This window comes from Mycobacterium sp. NGS19, assembly GCF_059813155.1.
In genome coordinates, this window is the sequence record NZ_JCALEB010000002.1 from 98,808 (window position 1) to 117,763 (window position 18,956).

At 65.3% G+C, this 18,956-nt stretch carries 24 protein-coding genes and 3 tRNA genes; 10 read left to right on the forward strand and 17 right to left on the reverse strand.

The window, feature by feature from the left end; all coding sequences use genetic code 11:
• Positions 1-2: 2 nt before the first annotated feature.
• Positions 3-554 carry a nucleotidyltransferase family protein gene (locus AC5Y4N_RS05875; RefSeq protein WP_499906210.1) on the forward strand — a complete coding sequence of 184 codons (552 nt, stop codon included), beginning with the start codon at positions 3-5 and terminating at the stop codon, positions 552-554.
• Here AC5Y4N_RS05875 and AC5Y4N_RS05880 read toward each other — a convergent pair.
• The gene (locus AC5Y4N_RS05880; protein ID WP_499906208.1) at positions 544-1,500 is read right to left on the reverse strand and encodes a helix-turn-helix transcriptional regulator; all 957 of its coding nucleotides are present in this window, start codon (positions 1,498-1,500) and stop codon (positions 544-546) included. The genes AC5Y4N_RS05875 and AC5Y4N_RS05880 overlap by 11 nt on opposite strands.
• Before the next feature lie 62 nt (positions 1,501-1,562).
• On the opposite strand from AC5Y4N_RS05880, the gene AC5Y4N_RS05885 reads away from it, so the two are divergent.
• The 5 genes from AC5Y4N_RS05885 to AC5Y4N_RS05905 all read left to right on the forward strand — a co-directional run bounded on the left by AC5Y4N_RS05885 (position 1,563) and on the right by AC5Y4N_RS05905 (position 6,309).
• Positions 1,563-2,090 (forward strand): DinB family protein, encoded by a 528-nt coding sequence (locus AC5Y4N_RS05885; protein ID WP_499906206.1) that lies wholly within the window; start codon positions 1,563-1,565, stop codon positions 2,088-2,090.
• A complete protein-coding gene (locus AC5Y4N_RS05890; RefSeq protein ID WP_499906204.1) occupies positions 2,090-2,692 on the forward strand; it encodes a DinB family protein in 603 nt (200 codons plus the stop codon). The genes AC5Y4N_RS05885 and AC5Y4N_RS05890 overlap by 1 nt, the downstream gene beginning before the upstream one ends.
• A gap of 315 nt (positions 2,693-3,007) precedes the next feature.
• The gene (locus tag AC5Y4N_RS05895) at positions 3,008-4,411 is read left to right on the forward strand and encodes an ABC1 kinase family protein (protein ID WP_499906202.1); all 1,404 of its coding nucleotides are present in this window, start codon (positions 3,008-3,010) and stop codon (positions 4,409-4,411) included.
• Entirely contained in the window at positions 4,411-5,319 is a 909-nt protein-coding gene (locus tag AC5Y4N_RS05900) for an alpha/beta fold hydrolase (RefSeq protein ID WP_499906199.1), read from the forward strand. The genes AC5Y4N_RS05895 and AC5Y4N_RS05900 overlap by 1 nt, the downstream gene beginning before the upstream one ends.
• Positions 5,320-5,412: 93 nt before the next feature.
• Positions 5,413-6,309: a cyclopropane mycolic acid synthase family methyltransferase gene (locus AC5Y4N_RS05905; RefSeq protein ID WP_499906197.1), complete on the forward strand. Its 897-nt coding sequence runs from the start codon at positions 5,413-5,415 to the stop codon at positions 6,307-6,309.
• Here the strand turns inward: AC5Y4N_RS05905 and AC5Y4N_RS05910 are convergent, their stop codons facing one another.
• Positions 6,310-7,941, reverse strand: a complete 1,632-nt coding sequence (locus AC5Y4N_RS05910; RefSeq protein ID WP_499906195.1) for a PE-PPE domain-containing protein — start codon at positions 7,939-7,941, stop codon at positions 6,310-6,312.
• A gap of 160 nt (positions 7,942-8,101) precedes the next feature.
• On the opposite strand from AC5Y4N_RS05910, the gene AC5Y4N_RS05915 reads away from it, so the two are divergent.
• Positions 8,102-9,169 carry an alpha/beta hydrolase fold domain-containing protein gene (locus AC5Y4N_RS05915; protein ID WP_499906192.1) on the forward strand — a complete coding sequence of 356 codons (1,068 nt, stop codon included), beginning with the start codon at positions 8,102-8,104 and terminating at the stop codon, positions 9,167-9,169.
• A 32-nt stretch (positions 9,170-9,201) separates the two neighbouring features.
• On the opposite strand, the gene rplA is transcribed toward AC5Y4N_RS05915, so the two are convergent.
• The 12 genes from rplA to AC5Y4N_RS05975 form a co-directional block, all read right to left on the reverse strand.
• Complete coding sequence (gene rplA, locus AC5Y4N_RS05920; RefSeq protein ID WP_499906190.1) at positions 9,202-9,909, reverse strand: 50S ribosomal protein L1; 708 nt, start codon at positions 9,907-9,909, stop codon at positions 9,202-9,204.
• 71 nt (positions 9,910-9,980) lie between these two features.
• Positions 9,981-10,409 (reverse strand): 50S ribosomal protein L11, encoded by a 429-nt coding sequence (rplK, locus tag AC5Y4N_RS05925; RefSeq protein WP_499906187.1) that lies wholly within the window; start codon positions 10,407-10,409, stop codon positions 9,981-9,983.
• Between the two features lie 65 nt (positions 10,410-10,474).
• Positions 10,475-11,227, reverse strand: coding sequence for a transcription termination/antitermination protein NusG (gene nusG, locus AC5Y4N_RS05930; protein ID WP_499906185.1), 753 nt, complete (start codon positions 11,225-11,227; stop codon positions 10,475-10,477).
• A gap of 15 nt (positions 11,228-11,242) precedes the next feature.
• Positions 11,243-11,683, reverse strand: a complete 441-nt coding sequence (secE, locus tag AC5Y4N_RS05935; protein WP_499906183.1) for a preprotein translocase subunit SecE — start codon at positions 11,681-11,683, stop codon at positions 11,243-11,245.
• A 72-nt stretch (positions 11,684-11,755) separates the two neighbouring features.
• Positions 11,756-11,828: transfer RNA gene (locus tag AC5Y4N_RS05940), tRNA-Trp, on the reverse strand.
• A 160-nt stretch (positions 11,829-11,988) separates the two neighbouring features.
• The gene (gene hadC, locus AC5Y4N_RS05945; protein WP_499906180.1) at positions 11,989-12,498 is read right to left on the reverse strand and encodes a (3R)-hydroxyacyl-ACP dehydratase subunit HadC; all 510 of its coding nucleotides are present in this window, start codon (positions 12,496-12,498) and stop codon (positions 11,989-11,991) included.
• Between the two features lie 2 nt (positions 12,499-12,500).
• Entirely contained in the window at positions 12,501-12,929 is a 429-nt protein-coding gene (gene hadB, locus AC5Y4N_RS05950) for a (3R)-hydroxyacyl-ACP dehydratase subunit HadB (RefSeq protein ID WP_499906176.1), read from the reverse strand.
• Positions 12,916-13,395 carry a (3R)-hydroxyacyl-ACP dehydratase subunit HadA gene (hadA, locus tag AC5Y4N_RS05955; protein ID WP_499906173.1) on the reverse strand — a complete coding sequence of 160 codons (480 nt, stop codon included), beginning with the start codon at positions 13,393-13,395 and terminating at the stop codon, positions 12,916-12,918. Before hadA ends, hadB begins: the two co-directional genes overlap by 14 nt.
• Positions 13,396-13,411: 16 nt before the next feature.
• Positions 13,412-13,579 (reverse strand): 50S ribosomal protein L33, encoded by a 168-nt coding sequence (gene rpmG / locus AC5Y4N_RS05960; protein WP_499906171.1) that lies wholly within the window; start codon positions 13,577-13,579, stop codon positions 13,412-13,414.
• 31 nt (positions 13,580-13,610) lie between these two features.
• A tRNA-Met gene (locus AC5Y4N_RS05965) sits at positions 13,611-13,684 on the reverse strand.
• A gap of 38 nt (positions 13,685-13,722) precedes the next feature.
• Positions 13,723-13,795, reverse strand: a tRNA-Thr gene (locus AC5Y4N_RS05970).
• Between the two features lie 64 nt (positions 13,796-13,859).
• On the reverse strand, positions 13,860-14,231 hold the full coding sequence (locus AC5Y4N_RS05975) for a hypothetical protein (RefSeq protein ID WP_499906169.1): 372 nt from the start codon (positions 14,229-14,231) through the stop codon (positions 13,860-13,862).
• 191 nt (positions 14,232-14,422) lie between these two features.
• Between AC5Y4N_RS05975 and AC5Y4N_RS05980 the strand changes: the two genes are divergently transcribed.
• Positions 14,423-15,277, forward strand: coding sequence for an NYN domain-containing protein (locus AC5Y4N_RS05980; protein ID WP_499906166.1), 855 nt, complete (start codon positions 14,423-14,425; stop codon positions 15,275-15,277).
• Positions 15,278-15,299: 22 nt separating this feature from the next.
• Here AC5Y4N_RS05980 and AC5Y4N_RS05985 read toward each other — a convergent pair whose 3' ends face one another.
• Both AC5Y4N_RS05985 and AC5Y4N_RS05990 read right to left on the reverse strand, forming a co-directional pair.
• On the reverse strand, positions 15,300-15,605 hold the full coding sequence (locus AC5Y4N_RS05985) for a hypothetical protein (RefSeq protein ID WP_499940468.1): 306 nt from the start codon (positions 15,603-15,605) through the stop codon (positions 15,300-15,302).
• A gap of 59 nt (positions 15,606-15,664) precedes the next feature.
• Positions 15,665-16,534, reverse strand: coding sequence for a hypothetical protein (locus AC5Y4N_RS05990; protein WP_499906160.1), 870 nt, complete (start codon positions 16,532-16,534; stop codon positions 15,665-15,667).
• 194 nt (positions 16,535-16,728) lie between these two features.
• Between AC5Y4N_RS05990 and AC5Y4N_RS05995 the strand changes: the two genes are divergently transcribed.
• Positions 16,729-17,445: an MBL fold metallo-hydrolase gene (locus tag AC5Y4N_RS05995; RefSeq protein ID WP_499906158.1), complete on the forward strand. Its 717-nt coding sequence runs from the start codon at positions 16,729-16,731 to the stop codon at positions 17,443-17,445.
• A 15-nt stretch (positions 17,446-17,460) separates the two neighbouring features.
• Positions 17,461-18,162, forward strand: a complete 702-nt coding sequence (locus AC5Y4N_RS06000) for a crotonase/enoyl-CoA hydratase family protein (RefSeq protein ID WP_499906155.1) — start codon at positions 17,461-17,463, stop codon at positions 18,160-18,162.
• Here the strand turns inward: AC5Y4N_RS06000 and AC5Y4N_RS06005 are convergent.
• Positions 18,137-18,955, reverse strand: a complete 819-nt coding sequence (locus tag AC5Y4N_RS06005) for an SDR family NAD(P)-dependent oxidoreductase (protein ID WP_499906153.1) — start codon at positions 18,953-18,955, stop codon at positions 18,137-18,139. The two genes, AC5Y4N_RS06000 and AC5Y4N_RS06005, sit on opposite strands and share 26 nt — an antisense overlap.
• Between the last annotated feature and the right edge of the window lies 1 nt (position 18,956).

An 18,956-nucleotide genomic window follows, 5' to 3' on the forward strand; every position in this document is an offset into this window, starting at 1 on the left:
ACGTGCCTGACCGAAATGACGAGTTGCGCGACGCGCTCAAGCGCGCGGCGTCGGCGCTGAAGGCGAACGGACCTGAGTTCGCCCTCGCCGGCAGCTATGCGCTGTGGGTCTACGGTGGGCCGGAACCGGTGCACGACGTCGACTTCGTCGTCGCCGAATCCGACGTCGAGGCGGCCGTGGCGGCGCTCGAAGACGCGGGCTTCTCGATCGAGCGGACACCCGAGGACTGGCTGTTCAAGGCCTGTGTCGCCGAGGAATTCGTGATCGACGTGCTGCACCGGCTCAACGGCGTTCCGGTGGACAAGGAGCTGATCCGCTCGGCCGATGTACGCGAGGTGCTGGCGATCGCGATGCCGGTGTTGTCGCCGACGGTGGTGGTCACCGAAAAGCTGGCTTCGCTCCACGAACATCACTGCGACTTCGCCTCGTTGCTGCCCGGCGTGCGCGCGGTCCGCGAGCAGGTGGACTGGGATCGAGTGCGCGCCGACACCGCCGACAACGACTTCGCGGCGGCGTTCCTGGTGCTCACCGACCGGCTGGGCATCACGTCTTGACCGCTGCCCGCCGCAGCCGTTCGGCGAGCACACCCACTGCGTCGGCCACCTCCGGAGGCTCGAGCACTTCGAACTCCGCGTCCACCGTCGCCACGTACAGCGCGAGTAACTCGGCGTCGTCGGCGCCGGCCGTCACGATGCAGGCGTGTGGACCATCAGGCTCCACAGTCGCCGCTGCAGGCGAAAAGCGCTGTGCCACAACGCTTTCTGGCGCATAATACCGAACCCGTGCGACGTACCGGTACGGCGAGGCGGTGATCGAACGCGCCACAAACGCGGCCGCATCGGGAGCATCGCGGGGAGTGAACATGGTGCCCGCCGCGCGCGCCTCGGCGATTCGGTCCAGCCGCAGGCTGCGCCAGTCCTGCCGGTCGCGGTCGTAGGCCATCAGATACCAGCGCCGGCCGGTGGTCACCAAGTGGTAGGGCTCCAGCCGCCGGCGAGTGGTTCGGCCGGCGCGGTCGACGTATTCGGCGGTGACGTGTTCATGGTCGCGGCAGGCGCGCGCCAGCGTCGTCAGCGTGTCGGGTGCCACCGCTTCGGGCGGGTCGCGGGTCAGCGTCACGGTCGCGTCGTGCACGGCCCCGACCTGCGAGCGCAGTCGGGCAGGCAGCACCTGGTCGAGTTTGGTGAGCGCACGCAACGCGGCCTCACCCACTCCGGCGACCGTGCCGCCGGCGGCCAGCCGCAGGCACACGGCAACAGCCACCGCCTCGTCGGGATCCAGCAGCAGCGGAGGTAATGCGGCGCCTGCGCCGAGCCGGTAGCCGCCGCCGTGGCCCTTACTCGCGTGGACGGGGTAGCCGAGGTCGCGCAGCCGCTCGACGTCGCGGCGCACACTGCGGGTGGTCACGCCGAGCCGCTCTGCGAGCTCCTCACCGCTCCACACCCGCCGTGACTGCAGCAGTCCGAGCAGTTGCAGCACCCGCGCCGTCGTCTCGGCCATAAGTTGAGCGTGCCAGAGTCAGCGGACAGAAACTGTCCGGTGGTTCCGGCAAGCTGGTGCGCATGGAGATCACCGCGCAACTTGCCGACCAGCTCGACGTGCACTGGCGTGACCAACTGCGCCCGCGTCTCGACGGGTTGACCGACGACGAGTACTTCTGGGAGCCGGTGCCGGGCTGCTGGACGGTGCATCGCGACGGCGCGATCGACTTCGCCTATCCGCCGCCACGCCCCGAACCGTTCACGACGATCGCGTGGCGGATGGCGCACGTGATCGTCGGCGTGCTGGCGATGCGCAACCACTTCCATTTCGGCGGTCCACCCGCGGATTACCAGTCGTGGCAGTACGCCACCGATGCGGCGACAGCACTGGGCCAGCTCGACGACGCCTACGCACGGTGGAACGCCGGCGTGCGCGGGCTCGATGCGGCGGCGTTGGCGCGCCCGTGCGGACCGGCCGAAGGGCCGTACGCCGAGCTGCCGATGTCTGCGCTGATCCTCCACATCAACCGCGAGGTCATTCACCACGGTGCCGAAATCGCTTGTCTGCGCGACCTTTACGTCCATTCCCACCGAACAGGAGAACACTGATGCCCGCACTGGCTCGCCCTGTCGCCGACGAGCGCCACGCGCTTCGCGAATTCATCGCCTACCACCAGAACGCGTACTTCGCCATTGCCCATGGGTTGACCGACGAGCAAGCCCGGTTATCGCCGTCGGCGAGCGCCCTGTCGATCGGCGGCTTGGTCAAACATGCGACCGGCATGCAGCGGACGTGGATGCAGCGGGTCGCGGCCGCACCTGAATCTCCGCAGCCCGACACTCGGTCCTTCGAGGAACGCCGGGCCGCGTTCGAGGACGAGTTCGTGATGCGCGAGGACGAGACGCTGCACGACGTGCTGGCCGCGCTCGCCGCGCAGAACGCTGAGACGTTGCGGCTGCTGGACGCTGCCGACCTCGATGCACCGGTTCCCGTGCCGACGGACGCACCGTGGTTCCCGAAGGACATCACACAGTGGTCCGTGCGCTGGGTCTTCCACCATGTGATCAATGAGCTGGCCCGTCACTCCGGCCACGCGGACATCATCCGCGAGTCGCTCGACGGCGCGACGATGTACGAGCTGATCGCGGCGCACGAGGGCTGGCCGGAAACGGACTGGCTCAAGCCGTGGCGGCCGCCTGCGTCCCGCTGACCTCAGCAGTCACATTGCTCACTCTTGTCTTGCGCGGGCGGCGGGAAACCGTTGTGCCCGGCTCTTGGCGACAACTGCGAAAGCCCAGCGCAGCATCCCTAGATAGCACGCCAAACCAATCCGGCCTCTGCTCCGAACCCGCTGGTCAAACCGTGTCGCTAAGAGGCGGGCACAACGGACTCCAAACCGCCGAGTGACTCATGTGGCGCAAGTGGCGACGCAAACCCGCCCCCACGAGAAAAGCGCATGATGGACCGGGTGGAGCCGCCACCCGCAGATTATGAGAACCCTAAGAACGTTTGGCACACTGCGTCTATGAGCTCATTATCACGCTCTTCGCGCGAGCGCTCATCGCTATCTCTCTCTTCGCGCGAGCGCTCATCGACCAAGCATCGCGAGGTCGCCAAGCTCGACAGTGTGCCGCTTTTCACCGAGGCCGCCCGCATCGGGGCGACCGGCTGGCACGTAACCAGAGCCGCGGGCCGGGTAGCCGGAAAGCTGTTCGACGGAGGGCCCTGGCAACAGAAGGTCATCAAGGAGGTTCCGAACGTCTTCGCGGACCTCGGCCCCACCTACGTCAAGTTCGGCCAGATCATCGCGTCGAGTCCCGGTGCGTTCGGCGAACCGCTGTCGCGGGAATTCCGCAGCCTGCTCGACGCGGTGCCTCCTGCCGACCCCGATGAGGTACACAAGATCTTCGTCGAAGATCTTGGCGAGGACCCCAACACGCTGTTCGCCAAATGGGACGACCGGCCGTTCGCGTCCGCGTCGATCGCGCAGGTGCATTACGCCACGTTGCACACCGGCGAGGAAGTGGTGGTCAAGATCCAGCGGCCCGGCATCCGCCGACGGGTCGCCGCCGACTTGCAGATCCTCAAGCGCGGCGCACAGCTCGTCGAGCTCGCAAAGCTCGGCCGGCGGCTGTCCGCCCAGGACGTCGTCGCCGACTTCGCCGACAACCTGGCCGAAGAGCTCGACTTCCGGCTCGAGGCGCAGTCGATGGACGCCTGGGTAGCGCACATGCACGCCAGCCCGCTGGGCAAGAACATCCGCGTGCCGCAGGTGTATTGGGACTACACCACCAGCCGCGTGCTGACCATGGAGCGCGTACACGGCATCCGCATCGACGACGCCGCCGCGATTCGCAAGGCCGGCTTCGACGGCACCGAACTGGTCAAGTCGCTGTTGTTCAGCGTGTTCGAGGGCGGCCTGCGGCACGGCCTCTTCCACGGCGACCTGCACGCCGGGAACCTCTACGTCGACCCCAACGGCAAGATCGTGTTCCTGGACTTCGGGATCATGGGCCGCATCGACCCCCGAACCCGTTGGCTGTTAAGGGAATTGGTGTACGCCCTGCTGGTGAAGAAGGACCATGCCGCGGCAGGCAAGATCGTCGTGCTGATGGGTGCGGTCGGCACTACGAAGCCAGAGGCGCAGGCGGCCAAGGACCTGGAGAAGTTCGCAACGCCGCTGACCATGAAGAGCCTTGGCGACATGAGCTACGCGGAGATCGGCCGGCAGCTCTCCGCGCTGGCCGACGCCTACGACGTGAAGCTTCCCCGCGAGCTGGTGCTGATCGGCAAGCAGTTCCTCTACGTCGAGCGCTACATGAAGCTGCTGGCGCCCAAGTGGCAGATGATGTCCGATCCAGAGCTGACAGGCTACTTCGCGAACTTCATGGTCGAGGTCAGCCGCGAACACAAGGAAGTCGAGGTCTAGTGCAAATCCGAACCGGCACCGCCCGCTCGGGTGACCTGGACATCTACTACGAGGACATGGGCGACCCGGACGACCCGGCCGTGTTGCTGATCATGGGCCTGGGTGCGCAACTTCTCTTGTGGCGCAAGGCTTTTTGCGAGAAGCTGGTCAACCAGGGATTGCGGGTGATCCGCTACGACAACCGTGACGTCGGGCTGTCCTCCAAGCTGCACGGCCGTCGTCACCCGGGATCGCTGCCCGTGAAAATGGTGCGGCACTTCTTCGGCCTGCGTAACCCGGCCATCTACACCCTCGAGGACATGGCGGGCGACGCGGCCGCGGTTCTCGACCATCTCGGCATCGACCGGGCGCACGTGGTGGGCGCGTCGATGGGCGGCATGATCGCGCAGGTCTTCGCCGCCGAGTACAAGCACCGCACGAAGACGCTGGCCGTGATCTTCTCCAGCAACAACCAGCCGCTGTTGCCGCCACCCGGACCACAGCAGCTGCTCGCGATCCTGCAGAAGCCCAAGGGCTCAGACCGCGAGGCGATCATCGCCAACGCGATCCGGGTCAGCAAGATCATCGGCAGCCCCGGCTATCCCCGCAGCGACGACGTGATCCGCGCCGAGGCCATCGAGGGGTTCGACCGGTCCTACTACCCGGCCGGTATCGCGCGGCATTTCGGGGCGATCCTCGGTACCGGCAGCTTGCTGCGCTACAACCGGCAAACCGAGGCGCCGACAGTCGTCATCCACGGGAAAGCCGACAAGCTGATGCGTCCGACAGGTGGTCGTGCGGTGGCTCGGGCGATCCCGCACGCCCGGTTGGTGCTCTACGACGGGATGGGTCACGAGTTGCCCGAGCAATTGTGGGACGACATCGTGGGCGAGCTGAAAACAAACTTCAGCGAGGCCACGCCCGCGTGAGTTTCAGAGCAGTCCTGCACATCGGATAGCATTTCCAGTCAAGTCTTGGGGCGTCAGCCGCCTCGGAAAAACCACGAAAGGCAAGCTAGACACATGCCTAACAAGACCAAGCAAGCCGACGACATGCGGCCGCACTTCGAGGACATCCAGGCTCACTACGACCTGTCCAACGACTTTTTCGGCCTGTTCCAGGACCCCACTCGCAAGTACAGCTGCGCGTACTTCACGGGGCCGGACGTAACGTTGGAAGAGGCACAGCTCGCCGACGTCGACCTCAACCTCGACAAGCTCGACCTCAAGCCGGGCATGACGCTGCTGGACATCGGCTGCGGCTGGGGCGTCACCATGAAGCGGGCGCTGGAGAAGTACGACGTCAACGTCATCGGCCTGACACTGTCGAAGGAACAGCTGTCGTACTGCAAAGAGCTGCTGGGCAAGGTCGACACCGAACGCACCTACGACGTGCGTCTGGAGGGCTGGGAGCAGTTCCACGAGCCGGTCGACCGCATCGTGTCGATCGAGGCGTTCGAGCACTTCGGCTTCGAGCGCTACGACGACTTCTTCAAGAACTGCTTCGACATCCTGCCCGACGACGGCCGGATGACCATTCAAAGCAGCGTCGGCTACCACCCGTTCGACCTGGCCGCGCAGGGCAAGAAGCTGACCTTCGAGCTCGCCCGGTTCATCAAGTTCATGATCACGGAGATCTTCCCGGGCGGTCGGCTGCCCACCACGCAGATGATGATCGAGCACGGCGAGAAGGCCGGGTTCGTGGTGCCGGAGGCCAAGTCGCTGCGCACCCACTACATCAAGACGCTGGGTCTGTGGGCCGAGGCGCTGGAGCGCAACAAAGAGAAGGCCATCGAGGTCACCGACGAGGAGAACTACCACCGTTACATGCGGTACCTCAAGGGCTGCCAGTACTACTTCATCGACGAGAGCATCGACGTCAGCCTGGTGACCTACCTCAAGCCGGGCGCGGCGGCCTGATCACGCCGCCGCGCGCTGCCCGGAATCGGGCGACGTCGCGGCGTTCTGCTTGCCACCCGGCTTCGTGCCGTCCGTACCCGTCTGCCCGCTCTGGCCGGTCCTGTGCTTGCCGAACAGATCGCTGACGCGCGGTAGCGGGTTGTCGACCTTGGCAACGTCCCCCGGCTTCGGCAGCTTCGGCGCGGCCGGCTTGGGCGTCTTCGCAATCGGCGTCGTCTGATCTCCCGCGACCGACGACCTGCCCAACCTGAGCTTGAACGGGTTCTGATTCTGTTCGTTGGCGTTGCTGGAACCCTGCGCGGTGGCCGACTTTGTGGCATCGGGTTCGGTTGACGTCGTCCGCGCCAGATCGAGCGTCGGAACGGCATCCGCACTGGTCTGCTGCTGCTGGGTCTTCTGCACTTGAAGTGCTGGGTTCGATTGTTGCGCAGCAAATGTCGAGAACAGCGAGATCGTCGTCGTCGACGACGAGGACGGCGGCGTCACCGTCGGAACAATCGGCACGCCGTCGGTCGCGTCGTGAATGCCCTGCCCGATCGCCGCAATCAGATCGGTCGCGAGCTTCACCGGGTTGATGTTCGGGATCAGACGGAACGTCACGGGATCTCCCGGACTGGCCGTGCGGTCATAGCCGGTGTCGATCAGCACCTTCAGAGCCGGCTGGACCAGTTCCAGGAGCGGGTCGACGATCGCCGACGTGCCAGTCGCGTTGCCCAAGTCGATGAACGGCTGCAGGATCGGCAGCGACTTCGCCGGAATGGTGACGTACGTGGTGTCACCCTTCGTCGGATTGCCGGCCGCCTCGATGAAGTTCTGGATGTCTGCGGGCGTGTACCCCCACGGCAGCTGATCCGTCGGGCCGTTGCCGTTGGGCACCAGGTAGTAGCCGTGGACGAACTGGAAGCCGGCGATCGCATTGGCGACGGCGAGCAGGTTGAGCGGATACGCCGGGAAGTCGGACACCCCGTCGTACTCGAACGAGATGTCAGTGGTCTTGATGTCGGAGTTCGTCGGGGTGGGATTGCCAAACGACACGTCGAGGATCGGGATCGTCGGCAGGAAGCTCAGCCGCGACCAGAGCCCGCCGTTCGGGCGGCTGATGTTGCCGATCATGACCATTTCGACCTGCTTCTTCTGGTCGGGGGTCAGCGTGGCGGCCAGGCGCTCCTTTTCGATGCTGACCACGCGCGCGCCTTGCGAGTATCCGAAGATGACGAGCTTGTCGCCAGGCTGGAGGTTGCCGACTACTGGCTGAACCTCGTCGTCGAGGTGCTGCACGCCCTCGCCCACCGACTCGTTCCATTTGGCGCAGTTAGCCCCCGGGCACCAGTTGGGGATGAAGAAGATCGGCCAGAACGACGCCGGATAGTTGATGCCGCTGAGCGCGCAGTTGGTGGCTGCGGTGCACGTCGAGGGCACGCCTGTGGGGTCCGACGCGTAGATGTAGCGGTTGTAGGCGTTCTTCAGGTAGTCGGTGACCACATTCGCGTTGGGGGTACCGGTGCCCGGAACGACGAACGCCGTGACCGCGCCCCACGTCAGGGCCGCGCTGAACACCGACACGACGCCGAAGGCGACCGCCGACAACAGCGCTACGACAGCAAACAACGCCTTGCGGTATGTGGCACGCACCTTCAGCCTCCTGCATGACCCGTGGACCGCTTCCCCCGGACGGGGCGCGGCTGATTCAGGCGGTTTGAACGGCATCGTCCCACAGACGACCGACCGGTTTTACAGAACCGTCAAATCGGCCGTGGAAACTTTGCTGGGAGGCCGCGCATAGCATGACGACATGCTTCAAGGCCGCCTCGCAAATCCCGACTGCACCCTCGGCACAGACCCGCGCTCCGACCCCCGAATGGTCGCCGCGCTCGCGCCGTTCGGCCTCGACGGGCTGGCGCCCACTCCGCCGCTCACACCGGACGCGCCGCTGGCCGACCGGCTGGCCTACATCGCCAAAGCGGAGGAGGTGACGGTCGCATTCCTCACGGCGTTGGCCCAGAAGGCGCCGGCGGCTGAGGGCGTGTCGACCGAGACGGTGACCATCGACGGCGACGGCGGCGACATCACGCTCTACGTCAGCCGGCCGAGCGCATCGTCGTCGACGCTGCCGTGCCTCTTCCACATCCACGGCGGCGGCATGGCATTCGGAAGCGCCACCGACCTCGGTTACGTCCGCTGGCGCGACAACCTCGCGGCCACCGGGCTGCTGGTCGTCGGCGTCGAATTCCGCAACAGCGCAGGCAAATTGGGCCCGCACCCCTACCCCGCGGGCATCAACGACTGCGCGGCCGGAATCTGTTGGACTGCAGCGCATCTCGACGAATTGGGCGGATCGCACATCGTGGTGTCCGGCGAGTCCGGTGGCGGCAACCTGACGCTGGCGGTCACGCACAAGGCCAAGCGCGAGGGCTGGCTGCATGAGATCGCGGGCGTGTACGCACAATGCCCGTACATCTCCAACCGGTTCCTGGAGCAGCCCGACGAACTGCCCTCGCTCAAAGAGAACGACGGATACGTCTTCAGCTGCATGGAGCTGGCGGTCAACGGCTCGGTCTACGATCCCGACGGCGAGCACGCCAACGATCCGGCGTGCTGGCCCGGCAACGCGACCGAAGACGACCTCGAGGGCATGCCGCCGCACGTGATCGCCGTCAACGAACTCGACCCGCTGCGCGACGAGGGCCTGCTCTATTACCGACGGCTCGTGCGCGCCGGAGTGCCGGCGGTCGGCCGGATCATCGCCGGCACCGGGCATGCCGGCGACATGATGTGCGCGGGTGCGCTACCCGACGTCTACGGCGCGAGCCTGCGCGACGTCAGTGGCTTCACGAAATCGCTTGCGGCTCAGGGCGTTTAGACCTCCGACCTTATGGTCGGTTCCGGCTCCAACTACACCTCGGCAAAATTCCGCGTCACTGACGGGTCCACCGGGATGCCCGGGCCCGTCGTCGTCGACATGGTGATCTTCTTCAGGTAGCGGCCCTTCGACGCGGTCGGCTTGGCTCGCAGCACCTCGTCGATCGCGGCGCCGTAGTTCTCGACGAGCTTGTTCTCGTCGAACGACGCTTTGCCGATCACCAGATGAAGGTTGGCCTGCTTGTCGACGCGGAAGTTGATCTTGCCGCCTTTGATGTCGCTGACGGCCTTGGCGACGTCGGGGGTGACGGTGCCGGTCTTGGGGTTGGGCATCAGGCCACGCGGACCGAGGATGCGTGCGATCCGACCGACCTTGGCCATCTGGTCCGGCGTCGCGATGGCGGCGTCGAAGTCGAGGAAGCCACCCTGGATCCGCTCGATCAGATCGTCGCTTCCGACGATGTCGGCGCCGGCGGCCAGCGCCTCCTCAGCCTTGTCACCGACGGCGAACACCGCGACGCGAGCGGTCTTGCCGGTGCCGTTGGGCAGATTGACGGTGCCGCGCACCATCTGGTCGGCCTTACGCGGGTCGACGCCGAGCCGGATCGCAACCTCCACGGTGGCGTCCTGATTCTTCGACGACGTCTCCTTGGCCAGCTTGACCGCCTCGAGAGGCGAGTACAGGTGAGTGCGATCCACCTTCTCAGCGGCCGCGCGATATGCCTTGCTCTTCTTGCTCATTCGTTCATCCAATCGTGGTGTTGGAGCCGTGGTGCGGGCCGATGCCAGCCCTCCCACAGATGGTTGTTCCGCTATTCGACGGTGATGCCCATTGACCGGGCAGTCCCGGCGATGATCTTCGCCGCGGCGTCGATGTCGTTGGCGTTGAGGTCTTCCTTCTTGGTCTCGGCGATCTCACGGACCTGGTCCCACGACACCTTCGCGACCTTGTTGCGGTGTGGCTCAGCCGAACCCTTGTCCACGCGGGCAGCCTTGAGCAGCAGCTTGGCCGCAGGCGGCGTCTTCAGCTTGAAGTCGAAGCTGCGGTCCTCGTAGACGGTGATCTCCACCGGCACGACATTGCCGCGCTGGTTCTCGGTCGCGGCGTTGTAGGCCTTGCAAAACTCCATGATGTTGACGCCGTGCTGGCCGAGCGCCGGGCCGACGGGCGGCGCAGGGTTGGCCTGGCCGGCTTGGATCTGCAGCTTGATCAGCCCGGCGACCTTTTTTCTCGGGGGCATGCTCTTCCTTTCCTTTGCGATTTCGGTGCGTTTTCATGCGCTCAGCGCCGGTTAGCGCACCGAAATCAAAGCTTTGCGACCTGGTTGAAGGTCAGTTCGACGGGTGTTTCGCGGCCGAAGATCGACACAAGCACCTTGAGCTTCTGCTGTTCGGCGTTGACCTCGCTGATCGAGGCGGGCAGCGTCGCGAACGGGCCGTCCATGACGGTCACCGATTCGCCGACCTCGAAATCGACCTCGACCGGCGTCCGTTCGATTCCGCCGGTTTCAGCGGCAGCGCCGGCGGTCGCGGCCTTCGCGGTCTTCTTGCCCGCACCCTGCGGCAGCAGGAACTTCACCACTTCGTCGAGCGACAGCGGCGACGGCTTCGACGTCGCGCCGACGAAGCCGGTGACGCCCGGCGTGTTGCGCACGGCCGACCAGGACTCGTCGGTGAGGTCCATGCGGACCAGGATGTAGCCGGGCAGCACCTTGCGGTTGACCTGCTTGCGCTGGCCGTTCTTGATCTCGGTGACCTCTTCGGTGGGCACTTCGACCTGGAAGATGTAGTCGCCCACGTCGAGGTTCTGCACGCGGGTCTCGAGGTTGGCCTTCACCTTGTTCTCGTAGCCGGCGTAGCTGTGGATGACGTACCACTCGCCGGGCTTGGAACGCAGCTCGGCCTTGAGCGCCTCGGCCGGGTCGAGCTCTTCGGCAGGGGCCTCGTCGGCAGGAGCCTCTTCGGCCGAACGCTCGTCGACATCCACGGACGCACCCGCGGACAGCTCGGCGTCAGGCTGCTCCTCGGAGTAGCCCTCGACGCCGTCAGGGGTTGTCACGGTCCTTGTCCTTCCCTACTTAAATTTCAATGCCCAGTCGCCGGCGAACACGCCACGCACGATTGCCGCATAGCCGATGTCGACGACGAAGATCAACGCCACCATGAAGACCAGGAAAGCCAGCACCACGGAGGTGTAGCTGACCATCTGCTTGCGGTTCGGCCAGATGACCTTGCGCATCTCGGCAACGACTTGCCGCAGGTAGTTGATGACGAACGCGATCGGGTTGCCGCGACCCTTGTCCGGGCCGGTCTTCTTTGCGGCTTTGGCCTTGCCCTTGCCGCCATCCTTTGTTTCGCCGGCCTTTTCGATCGGCTCGGCCTCGACGGCCTCGGTCAGTTGCCGGGACCGCTTGCCGGTGGGGCGCAGCGGCCGAGTGGCGACCGCGGTCCGACCGCTGGCGGTGGTGTCTTCGCCGTCGCCTGCGGCGCCGGCAGCCTCGCGCTCGTCGCTCACCGCATGCCCTTCCGTTCGTGCCTTCGCCGTGTCCACCCTCCAGTGTCCACGATCACTTCGTGTTCGGTTCTGCAGGGGCGACAGGACTTGAACCTGCAACCTGCGGTTTTGGAGACCGCTGCTCTGCCAGTTGAGCTACGCCCCTAGAGGTTGGCAGGCCAACCTGTACGCGTTCAGGGGCCCACACAATTCGCGCGCTCCCCGTGCGGTCGATCCAATTACCGACGGACAGCGCGCTGACGTGGGGAAACCCCGAGGTCCGAGTGTACATCGGCCCGCGTCGGAGTTACCAATCCGATTACCGCCTACGCGCCGACGGCGGTCCGCACCACCTGCCCGGTTTCCGGATCCCATTTCGCCGAGATCGAGTTGTCGCCCTCGTGGCCCATCATCGTGGTGAAGGCCTCCATGATCACCTCGCCGTTCTCGTCTTGGACGACGTTGCGGGTGGTCACGATGTCGGCACCGAACCGCTCGTCCACGGACTCGACGTACATGGTCCCGAACAGCTTGTCCCCCGCCATGATCGGCCGGTGGAACTTGAACTTCTGGTCGACCTGGACGATCTGCAACGTCTCGAAGCCGATGTCGACGTGCTGGAAGAAGTGCCGCTGGATCATCACCGCAAAGATGGCCGCGAAAGTCAGCGGTGCCACCAGGCTGTCGTAACCGAGTTCGCGGGCAGCCTCTTCGTTGTGGCTGGCCGGATCGTATGCCTTGACCGCTGCGGCGTATTGGCGGACCTGTTCGCGGCTGACCTCGAAGTAGTCGGGATATTTCCAGACCATTCCGCGGATATCGGTTTTGAGCGCCATGGTTACGCCAGCTTCGCGGTCGCGACGGCGCGACCGAAGATCTTCTTCCCACCCGTGGTGGCCGACAGCGCGATCGTCACCGACTTCGTCTCGGGATCAACCGACTTCACGCGGCCGGTGAACACGATGTCGGCACCCTTGCCGTCGTTGGGAACCGGGACGACGGCAGTGAACCGGACGTTGTATTCGGTGACCGCGCCCGGGTCGCCGACCCAGGACGTCACGTAGCCGCCGCCCAGACCCATGGTCAGCATGCCGTGGGCGATCGCGGTGTCGAGGCCCACCTGCTTGGCGATGTCGTCGTCCCAGTGAATCGGGTTGAGGTCACCGGACACGCCGGCGTAGTTGACCAGGTCCTGGCGGGTCAGCGTGATGACCTTCTCGGGCAGCTGATCCCCGACCTTCACCGAACTGAATTCACGCAATGGCATCTTTGAAGCCCTCATCTCCCTCTTCGTCACTGCGACCGACGAGCGTCGTATAGCACTCCAGGACTTCTTCGCCCTTGTCATTCGTGACGACGTTCTTGGTGACCACCGTGTCGGTGCCGAACGACTGCCTGACCGAATCCACGTAGACGTCGCAGTACAGCCGATCGCCGGTCTTGAGCGGCTTGTGGAACTTGAGCACCTGGTCGACCTGCACGATCTTGGCGTCCTTGATGGCGACGTTCGCATTCTCGAAGAACGCGGACTGCGCTTGGTAACCGAACACCGAAATGAAGGTCAACGGCGCCACCAGCCCGTCATGGCCGAGCTCCGCCGCCGCTTTCTCGTCGAAATGCGCGGGATGGTCGTTCTTGACGGCCTCGGCGTACTCGCGGATTTTTTCCCGGCCGACTTCGTAGTAGTCGGGATAGCGAAAGTGCATCCCGACGATCCTGTCGGACAAAGACACGGCTGGCGAACCTACCTCAGCGGGTCTCTTTGTGTGCTTGGTGCTTGCCGCAGTTGGGGCAGAACTTCTTGAGTTCGAGCCGGTCGGGATCGTTGCGGCGGTTCTTCTTGGTGATGTAGTTGCGGTGTTTACACACCTCGCACGCCAACGTGATCTTCGGCCGAATGTCCGTGCTGGAGGCCACTTCTGCTGCCCTTCTTGTTCTTCCTGTCCTGTAGCGATGGCCGGACTCGAACCGGCGACCTAACGATTATGAGTCGTTCGCTCTAACCGACTGAGCTACATCGCCTTGTGCTGAGGCACCGCCAGTCCACCCGGCGTCCGCCGAGCCCCCTAACGGAATCGAACCGTTGACCTTTTCCTTACCATGGAAACGCTCTGCCGACTGAGCTAAGGGGGCCTTGACCCGCGCATTGGGCCTTGTAGAGGGTACAGCGTGGCTAGCTGGCCCGCCAAACAGGAGGTCAGTGCGGTTTGCGGTCTGCCCGGTGCCGCAACGGCCGCGCCGGGTCGGGATACACGTCGTTGTTGCCGCCTGTTGTGGACAATTCCGCGGCCTCGTCGCGCAGAGCCAGCACCCGCGTGTGAATGCGGTACTCCGTCGACCGCGGCATCGAGGCCGCGCTGTAGAGGCTGCGCCGACGTCTCCACACCCGCCCGAGCCGGATTTCCCACCGCAATGCATCAGAAATTGCTTTCGACGGCCGCCCGTCTGTGACGAAGTTCCACCTGGCCAGCATCACCGCGAGCTCCGCGACCGTTGCAGGGCCGTGAACATGCAGATGGTCAGTCAGCACGTAGCGCAATTCCGTTCCGCGCAGTAACCGCTTCGTCATGACCGGACCCTGACATGCGGGTCCGACACCGCGGATTGTCGCTTAGAGGCGGGCACGACGGGTCTCCCCCGACTTCCTCCGGCGAATAGCTCCCATCGGGCACGGGGACGTCACTGCCGGTAAAGGCCGACATGCCCGCCTCTAAGCGACAAACCTCGGAAGCCGCACCGGGGGGACCCTAGATTGAGCCCATGGCTGACGGCGGTGCGACCCGCGTTGCGGTGTACCTCGACTTCGACAACATCGTGATATCGCGGTACGACCAAATCCACGGCCGCAACTCGTTTCAGAAAGACAAGGCGCGCGGGCTGACGGCCGAGCGGCTCGCGGAGGCCACCGTGGACGTCGGGGCGATCATCGACTTCGCCTCGTCGTTCGGCACCTTGGTGCTCACCCGCGCCTATGCCGATTGGTCGGCCGACGTCAACGCGGGTTACAGCGGTCAGTTGGTGGCGCGCGCAGTGGATCTGGTGCAGCTGTTCCCCGCGGCGGCATACGGGAAGAACGGCGCGGACATCCGGCTTGCGGTCGACGCGGTCGAAGACATGTTCCGGCTTCCCGACCTCACGCACGTCGTCATCGTCGGCGGTGACTCCGACTACATCGCGCTGGCCCAGCGCTGCAAGCGCCTTGGTCGCTACGTCGTCGGAATCGGCGTGGCAGGAGCGAGCAGTGGCTCGCTGGCGGCCGCGTGCGACGAGTTCGTCACCTACGACGCTCTTCCTGGCGTCCCTTCGATAGAGGCACCGAAGAAGCGTGCCCGGCGCAAGGCGGCACCTGCGGTGGAGGGGGAACCGTCGCCTCCGGACGCGCAGCAGGTCGCCACCGACCTTCTGGAGCGGGCACTGCGAATCGGCCTGCAACGCGACGACACCGAATGGCTGCACAATTCCGCGGTCAAGGCCCAGATGAAGCGTATGGACCCGTCGTTCAGCGAGAAGGCCCTGGGCTTCCGCTCATTCAGCGACTTCCTGCGATCCCGTGCCCAGCTGGTGGACCTCGACGAGAGCAGCACGACGCGGATGGTGCGGCTGCACAGCGATTGACAAGCGGAGGCACCCTGGCGGATCAGCGCTCGCCGGAGTCGATCTCGGCGATGTAGCGGTCGTACACAGCTTCTGGATCGCCGCTGGCCATCGCCTCGGCGCGCACTTCCGGAGGGATCCGGTACACCCCGGGAATCGGATCATCCAGATGACGTGTGGCAGCGCGGAGAACCGCGACGATATAGCCCTTTTCGGTGGACGCACGACGTTGGTCCTCGGTACGCAGTTCCTCGATCGCTGCCTCACGCGTTTCACCGGACACCGTCCAGTCCCGGCAGGGATAACGCGCCTCCCATGTGCCGTCTGGGCGCTGCCATGCCTGAGGCACGAAGTAGAACGATGACCCATCGTTGGGAGGCAAGCCCTCTACCGGGGTTGTTGGTCCCATCACCATCCCATCGTTCCGGATTCGTCGGTGGGCGAGTAGAAAACCTCGTGCTTGCCGTTCGGGTAGTGAATCACGCAGGCGAACCCATACGCCGTATGCCCTGTGTCATCGCACCAGATGAGGAGTGGAGTATCAGGCGGCGGACCGCCCATCGCCTGGATGGCCTCGCCACAACATCCGCGGCGGTCGGGCAGCGACTCAAACCCGAAGCGGTCCAGTTCCGTTCGCACGGCGGTCAGCTTTGCCGCGACACTCCGGTCGACCGCATCCAATGCGGCCGCCCGCTGGTGAACAGCCGCGGCGAGGCGTTGCATCTCGGCAGCCTGGGCCCTTGTGGGCGGTGCTTGTGATGTCACGGTCAAGTCCTCATTGACGACGAGGCCCGCGGCCTGCGCCTGATGGACAGCGGCAATGGCGCGCTGCTGGGCGGCGGCAATCTCCGTTGCACCCGAACGCGCCATGGCGGCAGCCCCGTGCAATGCATCGGCGACGTCGACGACCTTGGCCCGGTCAGCCCGCGTCCTGTCTTGTGCAGCAGCCGCCGCCGATCCATGCCATACCGTTCCGCCAGGATCCTGCACGATGCCGTCAGCGGTTCTGAACGCGTTGTCCCAAGCGTTGGCGGCATCAGCCCATTGCACTGCCGCGATCTCGAGATGCTCAGTGCTCCAACGGCGCACTTGTGACAGCGTCGGGTTAGCCGGCATAAGCGGATTGCCCCACTGCGCGGATTGTCCTGCCGGAGTCGCTTTCTGTTCGCGAGTAATCACCCGCTGCTGAAGAAATCCTGGATGCCAGCGCCTCGATCCGGCGTTTGACCATCCCTGATGTTGTCGAGACTCCGGCATGAACGTCGCGCACCGCAGCAACCGTCGCTTGGTGCGACGGTCCAAGTGGCGCCGCGCCTACCACAAGCTGCGTGGCGTGCTGTCGAAGCAACGCTGCGGCAGCCTCGAGCCCACTCAAATCAGCCTCTGTCGCCCACATGCGATTCAGCCTATGGCCGCCTGCGGTGTCGCACCCGCACCAATTTCGTCTGCCAGAGGCCGAATACCCTGAACCCATGGCCAGCGACGATCGCCTGTATTTCCGCCAGCTGCTGTCCGGCCGCGATTTCGGGAAGACCGACATGATCGCCCAGCAGATGCGCAACTTCGCCTACCTCATCGGCGACCGGGAGACCAAGGACGCCGTGGTCGTCGACCCGGCCTACGCCGCCCAGGATCTGGTCGACGTGCTCGAACAAGACGGCATGCGCCTGTCCGGTGTGCTTGTCACGCACCATCATCCAGACCACGTCGGCGGCACCATGATGGGCTTCACGCTCAAGGGCCTGGCCGAACTGATGGAACACACGGAAGTTCCGGTCCACGTCAACTCCCACGAGGCGCTGTGGGTGTCGCGGGTGACGGGCATCCCGCTCGCCGAGCTCACCACCCACGAGCACGGCGACAAGGTCAACATCGGCGACGTCGAGATCGAACTGCTGCACACCCCAGGCCACACACCGGGCAGTCAGTGCTTCCTGCTCGACGGGCGCCTGGTGGCGGGCGACACGTTGTTCCTGGAAGGCTGCGGCCGCACCGACTTCCCAGGCGGCGACGTCGACGCCATGTACCGCAGCCTGCATCAGCTGGCGAAGCTGCCGGGCGACCCGACCGTCTACCCCGGCCACTGGTACTCAGCTGAGCCGAGCGCGTCGTTGTCGGAGGTGCGTCGCACCAACTACGTGTTCCGCCCGACCAGCCTGGAGCAGTGGCGGATGCTGATGGGCGTCTGAGTAACGTCGGTGGCCATGGGAGAACGGGTTCACTACAGCGTCGACGACTCGGTCGCGACGATCACCATGGACGACGGCAAGGTCAACGCGCTGTCGCCGGACATGCAGCTCGAGATCAACGAGGCGCTCGACCACGCTGAACTCGAAGGCGTGCAGGCGGTGGTGATAGCCGGCAACAACCGCGTGTTCTCCGGCGGCTTCGACCTCAAGGTGCTGACGGGCGGCGGCGATGCCGCTCTCGACATGCTCGTCGGCGGATTCGAGCTCGCCGCAAGGGTTCTCGCGTTCTCCAAGCCGGTGGTGATGGCGTGTACCGGCCATTGCATCGCGATGGGATCGTTTTTGATGCTCTGCGGTGACTACCTGATCGGCGCGCCGTCGCACCGCATCCAGGCCAACGAGGTAGCGATTGGGCTCACGATGCCGGGCCCGGCTCTCGCGATCATGCGAAATCGATTGACGCCTGGGGCGATTCAGCGTGCCGTCAACCTCGCCTACGAGTTCAAGGGCGAAAACGCTCTTGCCGCAGGATATCTCGACGAGTTGGTCGAGGCGGACATGGTGCGTCCGCGCGCACAGGAAGTCGCCAAGGGCTTCGCTGCGCTGGACGCGCGGGCGCACAAGGAAAGCAAGCTGAAGGTACGGGCGGCTGTGCTGGACGAGATCCGCACGACAATCGCCGCCGAGTTCCCTAGACCTTCCGATTCTCGGACTTGATCGTGCACGCCGGGCGTCGGGCGTTGCGGGCAGTCATCCCGCCGTCGACGACCACCATCGCACCGGTGATGTAAGAGGCTGCCGGCAGGCACAGGCTCAGGATCATGTGCGCTATTTCCGCCGGCTCGCCGTAACGGCCGAGGGCAGTCCGACGTTTCGCGAAGATCGTCTTGTGCTCGACCGGGATTCGCTCGGTGAGTGCGGTGTTGATCGGTCCGGGACAGACACAGTTGACGGTGATGCCCTCGCGCCCAAGGTCGACCGCGAGCGCACGCGTCAGGCCCACCACGCCGTGCTTGGCGACGGCGTAGATGCCGTTGCCGCGGGTGGCGCCCATCGCCTCGGTTGAGGCCAGGTTGACGATCCGCGGGCACGACGACTGCCGCAGATACGGCAGCGCCGCCCGGGCGATCCGCTGGTGTGCGGTCAGCATCACGTCCAGCTGCCACCGCCAGATGTCGTCGTACTGTTTGTCGTCCAACGCGGTCGGGCGCACAACTCCGGCGTTGTTGACGACGAAATCCAAGCCGCCGAGCGCGTCGGCGGCTTCGGGCACAGTCGTGGCGACCGCCGCCGCGTCGGCGACATCCAGGCGGTAAGCCGTTGCGTGCCCGCCTCGTTGGCGGATGGCGTCGGCCACCTGGTGCACCGCGTCGGACTGGATGTCGGCGAGCGCCACCCGCACGCCCTCGGCGGCGAAGACTTCTGCGGTCGCGCGGCCGATTCCACTGCCGGCGCCTGTGATGAAGGCCGTCCGGCCGGCGACGGAGCGGCTGAGGTTCGGGGTCGTCATC

What these genes read in the sequence shown, in the direction of transcription:
- hadB (WP_499906176.1), bottom strand. Translation starts at nt 12,929, where the DNA reads ATGCCATTGCGTGAATTCAGTTCGGTGAAGGTCGGGGATCAGCTGCCC.
- AC5Y4N_RS05995 (WP_499906158.1), top strand. Translation starts at nt 16,729, where the DNA reads ATGGCCAGCGACGATCGCCTGTATTTCCGCCAGCTGCTGTCCGGCCGC.
- hadC (WP_499906180.1), bottom strand. Translation starts at nt 12,498, where the DNA reads ATGGCGCTCAAAACCGATATCCGCGGAATGGTCTGGAAATATCCCGAC.
- rplK (WP_499906187.1), bottom strand. Translation starts at nt 10,409, where the DNA reads ATGCCCCCGAGAAAAAAGGTCGCCGGGCTGATCAAGCTGCAGATCCAA.
- AC5Y4N_RS05975 (WP_499906169.1), bottom strand. Translation starts at nt 14,231, where the DNA reads ATGACGAAGCGGTTACTGCGCGGAACGGAATTGCGCTACGTGCTGACT.
- AC5Y4N_RS05895 (WP_499906202.1), top strand. Translation starts at nt 3,008, where the DNA reads ATGAGCTCATTATCACGCTCTTCGCGCGAGCGCTCATCGCTATCTCTC.
- AC5Y4N_RS06005 (WP_499906153.1), bottom strand. Translation starts at nt 18,955, where the DNA reads ATGACGACCCCGAACCTCAGCCGCTCCGTCGCCGGCCGGACGGCCTTC.
- AC5Y4N_RS05890 (WP_499906204.1), top strand. Translation starts at nt 2,090, where the DNA reads ATGCCCGCACTGGCTCGCCCTGTCGCCGACGAGCGCCACGCGCTTCGC.
- AC5Y4N_RS05885 (WP_499906206.1), top strand. Translation starts at nt 1,563, where the DNA reads ATGGAGATCACCGCGCAACTTGCCGACCAGCTCGACGTGCACTGGCGT.
- AC5Y4N_RS05980 (WP_499906166.1), top strand. Translation starts at nt 14,423, where the DNA reads ATGGCTGACGGCGGTGCGACCCGCGTTGCGGTGTACCTCGACTTCGAC.
- rplA (WP_499906190.1), bottom strand. Translation starts at nt 9,909, where the DNA reads ATGAGCAAGAAGAGCAAGGCATATCGCGCGGCCGCTGAGAAGGTGGAT.
- AC5Y4N_RS05905 (WP_499906197.1), top strand. Translation starts at nt 5,413, where the DNA reads ATGCCTAACAAGACCAAGCAAGCCGACGACATGCGGCCGCACTTCGAG.
- AC5Y4N_RS05915 (WP_499906192.1), top strand. Translation starts at nt 8,102, where the DNA reads ATGCTTCAAGGCCGCCTCGCAAATCCCGACTGCACCCTCGGCACAGAC.
- AC5Y4N_RS05880 (WP_499906208.1), bottom strand. Translation starts at nt 1,500, where the DNA reads ATGGCCGAGACGACGGCGCGGGTGCTGCAACTGCTCGGACTGCTGCAG.
- AC5Y4N_RS06000 (WP_499906155.1), top strand. Translation starts at nt 17,461, where the DNA reads ATGGGAGAACGGGTTCACTACAGCGTCGACGACTCGGTCGCGACGATC.